General features: G+C 71.1%; 14 protein-coding genes. 9 read left to right on the plus strand and 5 right to left on the minus strand.

The features are described 5' to 3' along the window. Positions 1–28 precede the first annotated feature (28 nt). Positions 29–484 (plus strand): DUF2267 domain-containing protein, encoded by a 456-nt coding sequence (locus tag ACWEEU_RS13635; protein WP_451731782.1) that lies wholly within the window; start codon positions 29–31, stop codon positions 482–484. Here the strand turns inward: ACWEEU_RS13635 and ACWEEU_RS13640 are convergent, their stop codons facing one another. Together ACWEEU_RS13640 and ACWEEU_RS13645 are read right to left on the minus strand one after the other, a co-directional pair. Then, positions 485–3604 carry a DUF3427 domain-containing protein gene (locus ACWEEU_RS13640; RefSeq protein WP_451732115.1) on the minus strand — a complete coding sequence of 1040 codons (3120 nt, stop codon included), beginning with the start codon at positions 3602–3604 and terminating at the stop codon, positions 485–487. It lies immediately after the preceding gene. A gap of 93 nt (positions 3605–3697) precedes the next feature. Next, positions 3698–4726, minus strand: a complete 1029-nt coding sequence (locus ACWEEU_RS13645; RefSeq protein WP_451731785.1) for a hypothetical protein — start codon at positions 4724–4726, stop codon at positions 3698–3700. Between the two features lie 157 nt (positions 4727–4883). Here ACWEEU_RS13645 and ACWEEU_RS13650 point away from each other — a divergent pair, with 157 nt between their 5' ends. Together ACWEEU_RS13650 and yidC are read left to right on the plus strand one after the other, a co-directional pair. Beyond that, positions 4884–5192 carry a DUF6412 domain-containing protein gene (locus ACWEEU_RS13650; RefSeq protein ID WP_451731788.1) on the plus strand — a complete coding sequence of 103 codons (309 nt, stop codon included), beginning with the start codon at positions 4884–4886 and terminating at the stop codon, positions 5190–5192. 121 nt (positions 5193–5313) lie between these two features. Next, positions 5314–6015: a membrane protein insertase YidC gene (gene yidC / locus ACWEEU_RS13655; protein WP_451731791.1), complete on the plus strand. Its 702-nt coding sequence runs from the start codon at positions 5314–5316 to the stop codon at positions 6013–6015. 23 nt (positions 6016–6038) lie between these two features. Here yidC and ACWEEU_RS13660 read toward each other — a convergent pair whose 3' ends face one another. From ACWEEU_RS13660 to ACWEEU_RS13670, 3 genes are all read right to left on the minus strand, one after another. Continuing rightward, positions 6039–6923: an LLM class F420-dependent oxidoreductase gene (locus tag ACWEEU_RS13660; RefSeq protein WP_451731794.1), complete on the minus strand. Its 885-nt coding sequence runs from the start codon at positions 6921–6923 to the stop codon at positions 6039–6041. A gap of 207 nt (positions 6924–7130) precedes the next feature. Next, a complete protein-coding gene (locus ACWEEU_RS13665; protein ID WP_451731797.1) occupies positions 7131–7610 on the minus strand; it encodes a heme-degrading domain-containing protein in 480 nt (159 codons plus the stop codon). Then, positions 7610–8683: a Gfo/Idh/MocA family protein gene (locus tag ACWEEU_RS13670; protein WP_451731800.1), complete on the minus strand. Its 1074-nt coding sequence runs from the start codon at positions 8681–8683 to the stop codon at positions 7610–7612. Before ACWEEU_RS13670 ends, ACWEEU_RS13665 begins: the two co-directional genes overlap by 1 nt. 48 nt (positions 8684–8731) lie before the next feature. On the opposite strand from ACWEEU_RS13670, the gene ACWEEU_RS13675 reads away from it, so the two are divergent. From ACWEEU_RS13675 to ACWEEU_RS13700, 6 genes are all read left to right on the plus strand, one after another. Further along, positions 8732–9892 (plus strand): ROK family protein, encoded by a 1161-nt coding sequence (locus tag ACWEEU_RS13675; RefSeq protein ID WP_451731803.1) that lies wholly within the window; start codon positions 8732–8734, stop codon positions 9890–9892. Positions 9893–10164: 272 nt separating this feature from the next. Further along, the gene (locus tag ACWEEU_RS13680; RefSeq protein WP_451731806.1) at positions 10165–11334 is read left to right on the plus strand and encodes a hypothetical protein; all 1170 of its coding nucleotides are present in this window, start codon (positions 10165–10167) and stop codon (positions 11332–11334) included. 61 nt (positions 11335–11395) lie between these two features. Then, positions 11396–12175 carry an HAD-IIA family hydrolase gene (locus ACWEEU_RS13685; protein ID WP_385741343.1) on the plus strand — a complete coding sequence of 260 codons (780 nt, stop codon included), beginning with the start codon at positions 11396–11398 and terminating at the stop codon, positions 12173–12175. Positions 12176–12374: 199 nt separating this feature from the next. Next, the gene (locus ACWEEU_RS13690; RefSeq protein WP_451731809.1) at positions 12375–12986 is read left to right on the plus strand and encodes a hypothetical protein; all 612 of its coding nucleotides are present in this window, start codon (positions 12375–12377) and stop codon (positions 12984–12986) included. 16 nt (positions 12987–13002) lie between these two features. Then, complete coding sequence (locus ACWEEU_RS13695) at positions 13003–13680, plus strand: class F sortase (protein ID WP_451731812.1); 678 nt, start codon at positions 13003–13005, stop codon at positions 13678–13680. Positions 13681–13787: 107 nt separating this feature from the next. Next, positions 13788–14828, plus strand: coding sequence for a glycoside hydrolase family 6 protein (locus ACWEEU_RS13700; protein ID WP_451731815.1), 1041 nt, complete (start codon positions 13788–13790; stop codon positions 14826–14828). Positions 14829–14849 lie beyond the last annotated feature (21 nt).

Raw genomic sequence — 14849 nt, forward strand, 5'->3', positions numbered from 1 at the left:
CATGCCACACCACGCAGGAGGAGCACAGATGACCGTGACGACGTCGCAGCCGAGAACCACCATCCCGGCACCCCTGTCCCTGACCGACGCGGTACGCGAGGCGGGCCAGTACGTGACCAGGGCGGAGGCGGCAGCCGTCACCCACACCGTCCTCACGGCCCTGGCCGCGCTCGTCCCCCTCGAAGACCGCGAGCCCCTGACCGCCACCCTCCCCCCGGAAGCCGCCAACCCCCTCCTCACCCAGCCGCCGACCCCTCACCCCCTCACGGCCCGCGAGTTCGTCGACTCGATCGCGACCGAGATGGACGTCCCGTCGGCCACGGCGCGCTGGCACGTGACGTCGGTGCTGACGGCCCTGTCCCACCAGTCGGAGATGGCGACGACGCGGCTCCTGGGCTGCCTCCCGCGGGGTTACGCGCTGCTGTTCGGGCGGGCGGAGTTGGCGACGGCGACGACCGTCTCGGCAGAAAGCCTTGCGGCCTGATCAGCTGGCCATGATGGCCGAGTACGTCCAGACGTCGGCCGGCAGCTGATGCTCCAGGCGCCACTGGATAGCCATCGGCTTGCTCCCGGTGTGCTCCACGTACGCGGCCGGACCGAGCAGCATCCACGGCTGGGACTTGCCTATGTCGGTGTTCTTGTAGCGCCGCATGAACAGCAGGACCTCGCTGCCCAACTGCTTGTGCTGCTGGTAACGCCTGCCGGTGCGGGAGTCTTCAGACGTCGCGTTCTGTGATTCCCAGTGGAAGAGCGTCGGGCTGAGCGCGTAGTCCTTGTACCTGATCGTGGGCGAGAAGTCCTTCTCGTTCTTTTCGAGGGTGACGAGAAGAGCGTCGGTCTGGAGCTCCTCCACCCACTGCACGCCCTGCGCGAAGGTGCGCGGCATCTGGCCACCAAAGCGGGCCACGCCGAGGGCGGCGAGGACTTCCGAGCGGTTGTAGGAGCTGTGCACCTTCAGCGGCACATGGCTGAGCCGACCAGACAGCGAGAGAGGGAAGTGGTCGGCCCGCTCCATGACGTACGAGAGCAACTGCGTCAGCTCGTCACGGAATGCCTTCTGGGGCTGTAGGGAGGCCAGCCCTTCCTGGTAGGTGGTGAAATCACCAGCGTTGTCCCAGATGTTGAAGAACAGCATCCGTGCGTACGCCTGGTCGAGAGGGCTCAACTCGTCGTAGGAGGGGGCGTCATCCTGGAGAAGACGGCGGTAAGCGTCCGCGCGCTGAGGGTCGTCCACATGAAGGAAGGCGTGGACCCGCTTCAGGAGCGCCGTTTCCTCAGCGGGACCGGTCTCTTCCAGCAGCCCCGCACGACGCAGAATGGCGGTCCAGGAGTTGTCGCTCTTGTACAGCTCCTTGATTTCCCGACGGCTCTCGCGGAGGTAGTCGGCGAGCTGCGGCGTGGAGTAGGTCTTCACCTCCTTCACCAGCGTCTTTACCGTCGCGCCGATCTGCGTGCGGATGTTGTCAAGGACGAAGTCCTTGGACTTGCCCTCAAGGATGATCTGGCAGCCGGAGGGCAGTTGGGGGAAGTCGTGCTCGATGTGGTCGATAAGCCGGTTCCGTGACAGGTTCGTCATGGCACGGAACTGTTCTTCGAATCGGAACTCAGCCCTGTGCTGGCCAATGAAGTCGAGGACCGTGAGGACGGGCTTCGACTCGGTGCGCCTGAGTCCTCGTCCCAACTGCTGAAGGAAGACCGTGGCGCTGTTGGTCGGGCGGAGAAGGAGCAGCGTGTCGACGTCCGGGATGTCCAGGCCCTCGTTGAAGAGGTCGACGGAGAAAATCACCTGGAGCTTGCCATCGCGCAGATCAGTGAGCGCCTGAGCGCGCACATCAGCCGGCGAGTCGCTGTCGAGGGCAACGGCCTGGAAGCCGGCCTCACGGAAGAAGTTCGCCATGAAGCGGGCGTGCGCCTTGGTGACGCAGAATCCCAGGGCTCGCATCGACCCGGGGTGGGAGACCTTGTCCTGGATCTGCTTCACGACGATCCGGGCGCGCGCATGATTGCCCGTGTAGACCTTGTCGAGTTCTTGGTCGGTGTACGAACCCTTCTGCCACTGCAGGTTCGTCAGGTCCGTTCCGTCCGGGACACCGAAGTAGTGGAACGGGCAGAGGAGATCGTTCTCCAAGGCTTCCCAAAGACGCATTTCGGCCGCGATACGACCGTCGAAGAACTCGTCCTGGACGTTCCGCCCATCCATCCGCTCGGGCGTGGCGGTGAGGCCCAGGAGTTCCTTGGGCTTGAAGTGGTCGATGACCCGCCGATAAGTGGACGCGGTGGCGTGGTGGAACTCGTCGATGACGATGACGTCAAAGTGGTCGGGCGCCAACTGCTCAAGACGCTGAACGTTGAGGGACTGGACGCTGGCGAAGACATGGTTCCACTCGCGCGGGTCCTGGCCACCGTGCAACAACTCGCCGAAGGAAGCGTCGTCTAGCACCTCGCGGTAGGTGCGCAGCGACTGCTTCAGGATCTCCTTGCGATGGGCCACGAACAGGAGCTTGGGCGGCCCGTCGTCCGACTTCTTCCGCAGACCGCGATAGTCCAGCGCCGCCATGACGGTCTTTCCCGTTCCGGTGGCGGCAACCAGCAGATTCCTGTGCCGTCCGCGCAATTCGCGCTCGACCGTAAGGCGCTCCAGCATGTCCCGCTGGTGAGGGAACGGACGTACTTCCAGACCGGACAGGTTGATCTTGAGGTCGGCTCCGCTGCTCGTCCCACTTGCCTGGGAGAGCGCTTCGTCAAGGCGCTGGCCGTGCTGGTCCGGGTCGTACGTCTCGAAGGCGATGTCGTTCCAGTAGGCGTCGAACGTCGCCTCGAACTTGTCAAGCACCGCAGGGGTTGCCACGGAGGAGAGCCGTACGTTCCACTCGAGACCGTCGAGCAAAGCGGCCCGGGACAGGTTCGAACTGCCAACATAGGCGGTATCGAAACCCGTCTTTCGCCGGAACATCCACGCCTTCGCGTGCAGCCGAGTCGAGCGGATCTCGTAGTTCACCTTGACCGTGGCGCCGAAGTCGCGCACCAGACGGTCCAAGGCGTGCCGATCGGTGGCGCCCATGTAGGTGGTGGTGATGACGCGGATCGGTACGTTGCGCTCCTTGGCTGCCCGCAGGGCGTCCTCAAGAACGCGAATGCCGTACCACTTGACGAAGGCGCACAGCAGGTCGATGCGGTCTGCCGTGGCGAGTTCGGCCCGCAGTTCGGTGCCCAGGCTCAGGTCCTCAGGGGAGTTAGTGAGCAGCGAGGCTTCGGACAGCGGCGTCAGCGGTCGGATCGCATAAGCGCCAGGTGCCTCCTGCTCGGCGAGCGCGAGAAGCTGTCGCGGGCCTTCGACGAGCGTGCTGATCGGCTCCGGGTAGCCCTGGTCGGCGGTCTGTGCGGCCAGGGAGGTCAGGAGCTGATTGGCGAACGGCACCTGCTTGTCCGCCGGGAGCTGGTTGAGTCGCTGCGCAACCAGCTCACCGATGTGCCGGGCCAGCACGTGCGGCGAGGACTCCGCGCTAACCGGCGCATCGATGGCCTTCCACCCCATGGCCTTGAGCTGGCCCAGTTCCTTCTCAAAGTCCTGGGTGATCAACTTTTCGTACACCCCAGCGGACAGTTGCCCCGACTCGTGCCCCTCGGCCACCGAAAGCCCCCTCAACTACCTGTCAATGTGCATCTGTTTTAACAGCAGCCACTGACAGGGATAGCTCTAGGAACTCTCAGCATTCAGGCCGTGACACGCCGTGTACGACACCCCCGCCCCACACCAACACCCCGCCCCCCGCTGCGGAGGCCACTCCGTCGCCAACCCCCGCGCCGCCAGAGTCGTCGCGTACTGCGGCAGCAGGGACGGGTCGGAGGGTGACGCGCCCTCCGACGCCGCGAACGCTTCGTACGACGGCACCGTGCCGGTGACGATGCCGAGGTTCGGGGTGCCGGAGGCGGCGAGTTCGCGGAGGGAGGTCTCTATCAGGAGGAGGTGGTCGTCGTGGGTGGGGTATTCGGAGGTCAGGGAGGGGTACGCCGTGAGGAGTTCGGTGAGTTCGGGGGCCGGCCAGTGGAGGACGGCGACGGGGAAGGGGCGGGAGAGGGCCTCGCGGGCGGCGTTGAGTTCGGCGTGGAGGCGGGAGATCTCCGCTTCCAGTTCGGCGGGGTTGTCCGAGCCGAGGGACCAGACGCGCTTGGGGTCGTGCAACTCGTCCAGGGAGACCGGGGACGCGTGCAGGGTGTCGGCCAGGCCGTCCCAGTCGTCGTGGGGCAGGCCCAGCATCCTGCGGACCCGGTGGCGGCCGAAGAGCAGGGCGTGGGTCGCGTACGGCGGGCGCTCCGGGACGTCGGCCAGGAGGAGCCGGGCGCCCTCCGTGTACGTTTCGTGCGCCGCTTCCAGCTCGTCGTGCGACTCCAGGGACTCCGCCACGATCACCCACGGTGCCGGATCACGCGGCGCGGCCGTGCGGATGCCGTCGATGATCGCGCGGGCCTCCGCCTCGTGGCCGTACTCCCACAGGTTCGACGCCTTCAGGGCGCGGACGAGCTGAGGATGGTCCAGCGGGGCGGCGCCGGACAGCAGGCGGTCGTACAGCGCGGTCGCCGCGGGGCGGGCGCCGGACAGCTCCAGGTGGGCCGCGGCGCGCAGCAGCAGCGCCTCCGCGTCCTCCGGGTACAGCCCGGCGGTCCGCTCCAGGCGTGCCGCCTCAGCGGTGTGGTCGACGTTCTCGGCAGGCGTGTCGGGGCGCATGGGTGACACGGTACTGCCGACCGCCGACACGGGTGGAGGGTGCGTCCGGCATCGACCTGGAGGGGAATTCCGGGATTCCTCTTCGAATCCGGAACCGGGCGCCGATCTCCCGCGTTCCCAGAGAAGAGATCACCGGAGAAGGGATCGAGGACAGGGGGTGGCGTCGGTGCGGTCGGTCGTTCTTCCGCTCGTCTTCGTGCACCTTCTGCTGCTGCAGGCCGCCCTCCTCGGCACCGGCACGCTCTCCGCCGCCGTCGCCCTCGCCGCGACCACCGCGGCCGCCTCCGCGCTCACCGTCTGCTCGCTGGTCGCCCGCCGCGTCCCCGCCGTGCCCCGCACCCGCGTCCGCACGGCGATACGCGACCGGGACCGGCGTACGGCCTTCCTGCCGCAGCGTGATCCCGACGCGGCCGGCCGCCGTCGGCCCCGGGCCCCCGGAATCGCCCTCCCGGCGATCCACGCGTAACCGGAGAAGAAGGGGACCCCGACCCGGTTCCGGGCTTCTTCGGTGCTCCCCGCGTGAGTCGTCATGCCGCCCTGCCATGCCACACCCGGCACGACGCACCCCACTCCGGAGGGTTCCACCCATGTCCGTCTTCGCCCGGCTCGTCGAGCAGCTCGCAAGCCTGCTCCAGCCACTCTGCCACGCCTCCGCGGCCGCCGCCGCGATCGTCCTGTTCACCGCGCTGGTACGGCTCCTCGTGCATCCGCTGTCCCGGGCCGCCGCGCGCGGACGCCGGGCGCAGACCGCGTTGCGGCCGCGGCTCGCGGAGCTGCGGACGCGGCACGCGAAGGACCCGGAGCGGCTGCGGGAGGCGGTGGCGAAGCTGCACGCGGAGGAGAAGGTCTCGCCGTTCGCCGGGCTGCTGCCGAGCCTGCTCCAGATGCCCGCCTTCTTCCTGCTCTACCACCTGTTCTCCAGCACGACGATCGGCGGCGGCGGCAACGGGCTGCTCGCGCACGACCTGTTCGGCGCCCCGCTCGGCGGCCGCTGGGCCGACGCGCTCGGCGGCGGCGGGGTGTTCGGGGCGGCCGGGGTCGTCTACCTCGCCCTGTTCGCCCTCGTCGCGGCCGTCGCCACCGTCAACTACCGCACCACCAGGAAGCTGGCGGCCGAGAACCCCGTCATGACGCAGGAGAACGCCGTTCCGGGGCTCGGCACCGTCGGGAAGGTCATGCCGTTCCTGTCCTTCCTCACCCTGGTGACGGTCGCGGTCGTGCCGCTGGCCGCCGCGCTGTACGTCGTCACCAGCACGGCGTGGAGCGCGGCGGAGCGGGCACTGCTGTAACCCGCCGCGCTCCCCGAGGACGCTCAGAAGAGGATCGACGCCAGCCTGCGCCACGCCTCGCGCGGCAGGTCGTCGCGGGCCGTGTCGCCCTCCACCACCTGGAGGGCGACGTGGTCGGCGCCCGCCGTGAGGAAGGACTCGGCGCGGTCGCGGATGCGGTCGGGGTCGCCCCAGGCGTACAGCGCGTCGATCAGCCGGTCGCTGCCGCCGTCGGCGAGGTCGGCGTCGGTGAAGCCGAGGCGGCGCCAGGCGTTGGTGTAGTTCGGGAGCTGGAGGTACATCGCGACGTGGCCGCGGGCGAGCGCGCGGGCGCGGGCCGGGTCGGGCTCCAGGACCACCCCGAGCTCCGGCGCGAGCAGTGGTTCGGAGCCCAGGATGTCGCGGGCCTCGGCGGTGTGCTCGGGGGTGACCAGGTAGGGGATCGCCCCGAGGGCGCGCTCGCCGGACAGCGCCAGGGTCTTGGGGCCGAGTGCGGCCAGCACTCGGCGGCCCGCCGGGACACCGGCCTTGTCCAGCTCGTCGAGGTAGGAGACCAGTGCCGAGAACGGGCGCTTGTACTGCTCCACCACCCTGGCGTGGCTCACGCCGAGGCCGAGCAGGAAGCGGCCGGGGTAGGTGGAGTCCACCTCGGAGAACTGGGCCGCGCTCTCGGCCGCGTCGTACTGCCAGATGCTCTGGATGCTCGTGCCGACGACCAGACGGGAGGTCGCCCCGAGCAGCGGGAGGGCGTGGCGCGGGGCGCTGCTGCCGCCCAACCAGGCCGCGCCGTAGCCGAGTTGTTCCAGTTCCGCCGCCGCCTCCGCGATCGCGTCACGCCGGTCGGGGTCCTCGGAGCGCAGTCCCACGCTCCAGACGCCGTACCGGCCGATCGCTTCCTTGGCGATGCGTTCGCTCGTCGACTCGCTCATCGGGTCTGTCCCTCCGGCTGGGTTGGTGCCGTCGATCGTCGGCACTCGATCGTCGTGCACGTCGGTCCCAACCGGAGGGAGCCGCGCGGTAATCCCGGTGCGGAAGGTGAGCGCGGGGCGGGTGTGTCGGCCGCGGGCGGGCGACCCGCGAAGGGCGACCCGCCCGCGAAGGGCCGACCGTCCGCCACGGGCAGCCCGCGGCAACGCTCAGCGCGTCAGGAACCGCTCCAGCGCCTCCACCACCAGCCGGTGGTCCTCCACCTGCGGCAGCCCCGAGACCGTCACCGAGCCGACGACACCCACGCCGTCGACCGTGATCGGGAAGGAGCCGCCGTGCGCCGCGTACCGATCGGCATCGAGGCGGGAGGATTCCTCGAAGGTCGTGCCCTTGGCGCGGAAGCGGGAGCCGACCAGGTACGACGCGGCGCCGTAGCGCTCCACGACCCGGCGCTTGCGGGCGATCCAGGCGTCGTTGTCCGGGGTCGAGCCGGGCAGCGCGGCGTGGAAGAGCTGCTGGCCCGCGCGGTGGATGTCGATCGCGATCGGTGCCTGGCGCTCGCGGCCCAGCTCGACCAGGAGCGAGCCGAGCGCCCAGGCGTCGTCGTACGTGAACGTACGGAACACCAGGCGCCGTTCCTGCTCCTCCAGGTCCGCGACGCTCGGGGCCGGTGCGGGAGTGGAAGTCATCAGAGCGTCACCGTCACCTTGTCGAGAGCGGAGCGGCGGGCCGCTTCCAGGATGTCGAGGGCCTCGGCGGCCTCCAGGGCGGTCACCGGGTTGGGGCCGGTGCCGCGCACGGCGGCGGCGACGGCCGCGTAGTACGCCGGGTAGTCGCCGGGCACGGTCTCGACGGGCGTACCGCCACCGGTCACCGGGGACTCGCCCGCGCCGAGGCGGCCCCACAGCTCCGGCTCCTCGACACCCCAGGCGGCCTCGGTGCCGGGACGGGCGCCGTCGCGCAGCGCGGCCTCCTGCGGGTCCAGGCCGTACTTCACGAAGCCCGCGCGCGAGCCGAGCACCCGGAAGCGGGGGCCGAGCTGGGCGGTGGTGGCGGAGACGTAGAGGTGGGAGCGGACGCCGCCGGCGTGGGTCAGGGCGATGAACGTGTCGTCGTCGGTCTCCGCGCCGTCGCGGCGGACGACCGCCTCGGCGTAGACCTCGGTGACCGGGCCGAACAGGACCAGCGCCTGGTCGACGACGTGGCTGCCGAGGTCGTAGAGCAGACCGCCGATCTCGGCCGGGTCGCCGGACTCGCGCCAGCCGCCCTTGAGCTGCGGACGCCAGCGCTCGAAGCGGGACTCGAAGCGCCAGACGTCGCCGAGGGCGCCGTCCTCGACCAGCTTCTTCAGGGTGAGGAAGTCGTTGTCCCAGCGGCGGTTCTGGAAGACGGAGAGCAGCACACCGCGCTCGTCGGCGAGGGCGGCCAGCTCGCGGGCCTCGGCCGCGGTGCCCGCGATCGGCTTGTCCACGACGACCGGCAGGCCGGCCTTCAGGGCGGTGGTGGCGAGCGGCACGTGCGTCTTGTTCGGGGACGCGATGACGATCAGGTCCAGCTCGTCGGCGCGCTCGAACAGCTCCTCGGGCGTGGCGGCCACGCGCACGTCGGGGAACTCGGCGCGGGCCTGCTCCTGCCGCTCGGGGTTCGCAGTGACGACCGTGTCCAGGACGAGGTCGTCGGTGGCGGCGATCAGCGGGGCGTGGAAGACGGAGCCGGCGAGGCCGTAGCCGATCAGGCCGACGCGGAGAGGGGTACCAGTCATGCGTCCCACTTTCGCAACGCTGTTGCCAAAGTGCAAGCGGCGGGGACAATGGACCGTGTGAACAGGACGAAGAGCGGCCCCGGCCCGGTGGGAGCGAACCTCCTCGCGGTGCGGTCCCACAACACCGCGCTCGTGCTCGATCTGCTGCGGGGCGCCGGGGCGGAGGGGATCAGCCGCCTGGAGCTGGCCGAGCGTACGGGGCTCACCCCGCAGGCCGTCAGCAAGATCACGGCGCGGCTGCGGGAGGAGGGGTTCGCGGTGGAGGCCGGGCGCCGGGCCTCCACGGGGGGCAAGCCGCGGACGGTGCTGCGGCTCGTGCCGGAGGCGGGGCACGCGGTCGGTGTGCACCTGGACCGGGACGAGTTGCGTACGGTGCTGCTCGACCTGAACGGGACGGTGGTGGGGGAGCGCTACGGCACGGTCGGGCTCGGCGGGGGCGCGGAGGCGGTGCTCGATCTGGTCGCGGCCGAGGTGACGGCGCTGGTCGGCACGGTGCTGGGCCGGGGTGCGCCCGCCGACGCCCCGACGTTGCTCGGGGTCGGGGTCGCGCTGCCGGGACCGCTCGATCACGTCCGGGGTGTGCTGCACCGGGTCACCGGGTTTCCCGAGTGGGCCGGGTTTCCGCTGCGGGACGCGCTTGCCGAGCGGCTGGGGGTGCCGGTCGTGGTCGACAAGGACACGAACGCCGCCGCGCTGGGCCTCGCGGCTGCGGGTGAAGGGGGGTCCTTCGCCTACCTCCACCTCGGTACGGGCCTTGGTGCGGGGCTGGTGATCGGGGGGCGGGTGCATCGGGGGGCGCGGACCGGGGCGGGGGAGTTCGGGCACCAGGTCCTGCAACTCGACGGTCCGGTGTGTCCGTGCGGGAACCGGGGGTGCGTGGAGGTGCTGTGCCTGGCGGCTGTGGGGCGGGGGGAGACCTCCGAGGCGGCGCGGGTGCTGGGCGTGGGTGCGGGGAATCTGGTGGGGTTGCTGGACATCGACCTTGTGCTGCTCGGGGGGCGGACGGTCGCGGGGGAGCCGGAGGCGTACGTGCGGGGCGTGACGGAGGTGCTCGCGGCACGGGCCCGGCGGGCTGTGGGGGCGGGGGAGGCGGGACCGGAGGGGGTGCCGGACGGGGTGCCCGTACGGGTCGCCTCCGGCGGGGAGCGGGGGGTGGCCGTGGGGGCCGGGCAGTTGTTGTTGGGGCCGGTGTTCGGACGGGACGGGTAGGGGGCGTCGGCTTTCCGCCTCGGCTTCGCCTTCGGCGGGGGTCCGGTTCGCACCCGCACCGGCCGTGCGGCTTTCGTCGTCTCGGGCGCGGGTGGTCCCCGTGCGGGGGTTCTCGCCGTCGGCGGCTTTCGGGGGTGTGCTGCCGTTGGGGGTGCGCGGGGGAGCCGGTTGGGGGAGGAGGCTGCACTGATCGGGCGGAGTTGGCGTGTCGTCCGGGGGTGGGGGGCGGTTTTCCGGGGTTCGCCGGGGTTCGCTGGGAAGTTCATATGGTCATGCGATCGTCTCCCCTCGCCTGCCTTCCTTCGGTCTTCTGCCTTGCCTCGGCTTCCGTCCTGCTCCCGTTGAGTCCCTCCGCCGCCCACGCCGCCACCGCCGGGTGTGCTCCCACCGGGGACGGCCGGACCTTTCCGCTGGCGACCCGGATTCACGGGGGGCCCAACTCCTATGTGGCGGGCGGTGATTTCGGGACCTGGTACATCGACCTCACCAACACCTCCAAGGTCGCCTGCACCGGGGTGCACCCGGTCGTCGTCCTCGTGGACGAGCGGCGGGCGTTGAAGCCCGCCCAGCCGAGGATGGATTTCTACGACGGCTCGCGGGCACGGGCGGTCCGGTTCGTGAGTACCGATGAGCAGGAACTCATCGGTGTGCTGGAGGGTGAAGGGTTCGGGGGGTTCACGGTGGCCCCCGGCAAGACGGTGAGCGTCGAGGTGCGTCTCGCCCTGGCCGCCGACGCCGCCCTCGAACAGGTGACCGCGAACGCCGCCGTCATCCAGCGCAAGGGCGACGACGGGGACTGGGTGGGGGAGTCCAACGTCTATCGGTTCGGCATCACCGACGAGGAGAGAGGTGAGGAGGAGGTGCCGTCAGCACCGGTGAGTTCCTCAGCGCCGGCTGTTCCCTCAGCACCGGCGATTCCATCGACACCGGCCGTTCCCCCGACACCGGCTGTTCCTTCAGCGCCGACCGGCGTGCCCCTCGTCCCCACCGGCAGCGCCGGCCCCGGTCAGGACGGCACCGGCACCCCCGAGCCCAAGGCCTCCGGCACCGCGAGCCCCCGGACCCCCGTCTCCCCCCTCACCCCGGCCCCCACCCACACCGGCACCGAATCCCCCGGCCCCACCCTCTACCCGACCACTCCCCGGCCCACCCCGACCGCCAAGGCCCCCGGGACCGCCGAGACCGCCGCCCCCGACATCCCCTCCACCTCCGACGACGTAACCGAGCCGGAGGACGCAGGGACCCCGGACGACACGGAGACCTCGGACGGCACCGACACCACCTGGGACCCCGAAGGCTCGGAAGACCCGGAACTCGCGGCGACCGGCCCCACCCCCACCGGCCCCCTCCTCGCCGCCGCCTCCACCCTCCTCGCCCTCGGCGCCGTCGCCTTCCTGATCGCCCGCAGGCACCCCCGTACCCACCCCCGCCGACGTCACTGACTCCGTCCCTCTCACTACGCTGGGGGCTGCACCGCACTCAAGCCGGGAGACGGAGACGTACATGGCAGACCGCAAGCCCATCGAGTCGTGGCTCACCGACATGGACGGGGTGCTGATTCACGAGGGTGTCCCGATCCCCGGTGCCGATGCCTTCCTGAAGAAGTTGCGGGAGGCGGAGCGGCCGTTCCTGGTGCTGACCAACAACTCCATCTACACCGCACGCGACCTGCACGCCAGGCTGCGCAGGCTGGGCCTGGACGTGCCGGTGGAGAACATCTGGACCTCCGCGATGGCGACGGCCCAGTTCGTGAACGACCAGCGCCCGGGCGGCAGCGCGTACGTCATCGGGGAAGCCGGGCTGACCACCGCGCTGCACGACGTCGGCTACATCCTCACCGACCACGAGCCGGACTTCGTGATCCTCGGGGAGACACGTACCTATTCCTTCGAGGCCATGACCAAGGCGGTCCGGCTGATCAACGACGGCGCCCGGTTCATCGCCACCAACCCGGACAACGTCGGCCCCTCCACCGAGGGCGCGCTGCCCGCCACCGGGTCGGTCGCCGCGCTGATCACCGCCGCCACGAAGAAGAAGCCGTACTTCGTCGGCAAGCCCAACCCGCTGATGATGCGCGCCGGGCTCAACGCGATCGGCGCGCACTCGGAGACCTCCGCGATGATCGGCGACCGCATGGACACCGACGTGCTCGCGGGCCTGGAGGCCGGGATGCGCACCTTCCTCGTCCTCACCGGCGTCACCCAGCCCGACGAGGTCGACCGCTACCCCTTCCGCCCCTCCAAGGTCGTCGACTCGATCGCGGACCTGGTCGACCTGATCTGAGCCCCGGACCGGGGCCCGGGCCACCGTGCCGAAACCCGCCCTCACCCGAGCCCCACCCGGGTTCCACCCCGGCCCACCCGTTCGGAGCAAGCGCCCCCCTCCCGGGGATGCGGGGGCGCTCCGCTCGGGGGAGCCTCCAGATATCTGGAGGTTCACGATGTGCTCAGCTCGCCTCACTCTCTGTACGTCACTTCTGGCGGTGGCCGCCCTCGCTCCCGCCTCGCTCACCACTGCCCACGCGGCGGACGGCGGGGTGACCGTGTCCCCGGCCGCGCCCGCTCCCGGCTCCGACGTGTCCCTGCGGGTACGCGGCTGTTCCGGCTCGCAGGGCAGCGCGGCATCGTCCGCGTTCGTCTCGGCCGCCCGGCTGATCGGCAGCGGGGGCGCGCTGACCGGGGACACCCGGGTGCGCACCGCGCTGCAGGCGGGGGCGTACGACGTCACGGTCACCTGCGCCGGGTACTCGTTCACCAGCCGGATCACGGTGGCCGACCCGGTCGCCGGTGACTCCGGCCAGGCGACGGGACCCGACGGTTCGGCGGACGACTCCGGCGAGGAGCCGCTGACCGCCGCTTCGCCCATCGCCCCGGTCCACGCGGGCGGCGGCGGCACGGCGCAGGGCCTCACGGCCCACGACCTCGCGGCGGACGGTCTCGCGGCGGACGGGGAGAGCGACACCCTCTTCGCCACGGTCGCCCCCACCGGCTCGGGACCCGGCGCCGCGCAGGCGCTGTCCGGGCTGGCTCTCGCGGGCTGCGCGGCGGCCGGAGTCGTCCTTCTCCGGTCCCGCCGGAGACGCGGCACCGACTGAGGGCACGGAACGCGTCATGCCCGATGAATCCACCGCGTCCGGCGAGGGCGCGCACACCTCCGGAACCGGCCGGCTGGTCATGCTCACGGCCTGGGCGGTCCTGCTCCTCGGGCTGTGGCTGTGGGGCCGCGAGGTGACCGGACTGCCGGACACCTCGGCCGGCGACCTGGCCGGGCTCGGCAGGGCGTACGACGGCACCCCCCTGCCCGCCCCGGCGAAGCCGCTGGACGCCTCGGCGCCGCGTCGCCTCGACATCCCCCAACTCGACGTCCAGGCACCGGTGATGTCACGCGGCCTGGACAGCGAGGGCGCCATCGTCCCGCCGCCCTTCAACCAGCCAGGAGTAGTCGGCTGGTACGGCGCCGGCACCACGCCGGGCGCCGTCGGCACCGCGCTCGTGGTCGGGCATGTCGACACCACGACCCGCGCCGCCGTCTTCTACCGGCTCAGCACCCTCAAGCCCGGCGAGAAGGTCCGTGTCGTCCGCGCGGACAACACCGTCGCGGAGTTCACCATCGACGGCGTCCAGGTGATCCCCCTGGCCGGCTTCGACGCCGACCGCGCCTACGGCACCCGCGAGCCCGGTCGCGCCGAGCTGCGCCTGATCACCTGCGGCGGCACCTTCGACCGCACCACCCGGAGCTACACGGCCAACGTCGTCGTCTCGGCGTACCTCACCGCCACCGGCCCCTGACCCCGGCCGTCTGGAAGCCTCGACTCCCCTTCCTGGACAGCCTCGTGGCGTCCGGACCGGTATGCCACGATTGGTACCCGACCGGATGCGCTCCAGGGGGGAACCGCATGTACGACGGCAGGGGGGACCGTCCTTCGGGACGGGCACGGATGTCCGCGATGCTGCTGGGGGCGGCACTGCTCGCGGCCGGATGTTCCTCGGGGGACGGCGGCGGCAAGGACACGGGGGCCAAGGACACCGGCGGGCGGATCACCCAGCAGCCGCGCGCGACCGACCCGTTCTGGGTGAACCCGGACGGCAACGCGGCACGCCAGGTCGCCGCCTACGAGAAGGCGGGCCGAAGGACCGAGGCCGACCGGATCCGCAGGATCGCGGAACAGCCGACGGGGGAGTGGATCGGCCCGGAGAACCCCGAGCAGGAGGCCCGCGGCTTCACCGAGGCTGCCGAACGCTCCGGCCGCACCGCCCTGCTGGTGCTCTACGACATCCCGCACCGCGACTGCGGCCAGTACTCGAGCGGCGGCGCGGCCGACGGCGACGCCTACCGCGCCTGGATCGACGGCGTGGCCCGGGGCATCGGCGACCGCTCCGCCACCGTGATCCTCGAACCGGACGCCCTGCTCCATCTGGTCGACGGCTGCACCCCCGCCGAGTTCCACGAGGAGCGCTACGACCTGCTCTCCGGCGCGGTGACCCGGCTCAAGTCCCTGAAGAACACCAAGGTCTACCTCGACGCGGGCAACGCCGGCTGGGGCCACCCGGACCAGATCCACGCCCCCTTGCGTCGAGCGGGCATCGCCCGCGCGGACGGCTTCGCCGTCAACGTCGCCAACTTCTACTCCACCAAGGACTCCCTCGCCTACGGCAAACGCCTCTCGGCCAAGGTCGGCGGCAAACACTTCGTGATCGACACCAGCCGCAACGGCAACGGCCCCTACACGGGCGGCAACCCCGGCGAACGCTGGTGCAATCCGCCGGGGCGGGCCCTGGGCGCCGCCCCGACCACACGGACGGCGGACCCCTTGGTGGACGCCTACTTGTGGGTCAAGCGCCCGGGGGAGTCGGACGGCACGTGCAAGGGCGGCCCGAAGGCGGGAGATTGGTGGCCGGCCTACGCCTTGGAATTGGCGGAGGCTGCAACTCCCTGAAGGGGTGCGGGGCCGCTGTGC

It is taken from the genome of Streptomyces sp. NPDC005004 (assembly GCF_053600675.1).

What these genes read in the sequence shown, in the direction of transcription:
- ACWEEU_RS13635 (WP_451731782.1), top strand. Translation starts at nt 29, where the DNA reads ATGACCGTGACGACGTCGCAGCCGAGAACCACCATCCCGGCACCCCTG.
- ACWEEU_RS13645 (WP_451731785.1), bottom strand. Translation starts at nt 4,726, where the DNA reads ATGCGCCCCGACACGCCTGCCGAGAACGTCGACCACACCGCTGAGGCG.
- yidC (WP_451731791.1), top strand. Translation starts at nt 5,314, where the DNA reads ATGTCCGTCTTCGCCCGGCTCGTCGAGCAGCTCGCAAGCCTGCTCCAG.
- ACWEEU_RS13660 (WP_451731794.1), bottom strand. Translation starts at nt 6,923, where the DNA reads ATGAGCGAGTCGACGAGCGAACGCATCGCCAAGGAAGCGATCGGCCGG.
- ACWEEU_RS13665 (WP_451731797.1), bottom strand. Translation starts at nt 7,610, where the DNA reads ATGACTTCCACTCCCGCACCGGCCCCGAGCGTCGCGGACCTGGAGGAG.
- ACWEEU_RS13670 (WP_451731800.1), bottom strand. Translation starts at nt 8,683, where the DNA reads ATGACTGGTACCCCTCTCCGCGTCGGCCTGATCGGCTACGGCCTCGCC.
- ACWEEU_RS13675 (WP_451731803.1), top strand. Translation starts at nt 8,732, where the DNA reads ATGGACCGTGTGAACAGGACGAAGAGCGGCCCCGGCCCGGTGGGAGCG.
- ACWEEU_RS13680 (WP_451731806.1), top strand. Translation starts at nt 10,165, where the DNA reads ATGCGATCGTCTCCCCTCGCCTGCCTTCCTTCGGTCTTCTGCCTTGCC.
- ACWEEU_RS13685 (WP_385741343.1), top strand. Translation starts at nt 11,396, where the DNA reads ATGGCAGACCGCAAGCCCATCGAGTCGTGGCTCACCGACATGGACGGG.
- ACWEEU_RS13695 (WP_451731812.1), top strand. Translation starts at nt 13,003, where the DNA reads ATGCCCGATGAATCCACCGCGTCCGGCGAGGGCGCGCACACCTCCGGA.
- ACWEEU_RS13700 (WP_451731815.1), top strand. Translation starts at nt 13,788, where the DNA reads ATGTACGACGGCAGGGGGGACCGTCCTTCGGGACGGGCACGGATGTCC.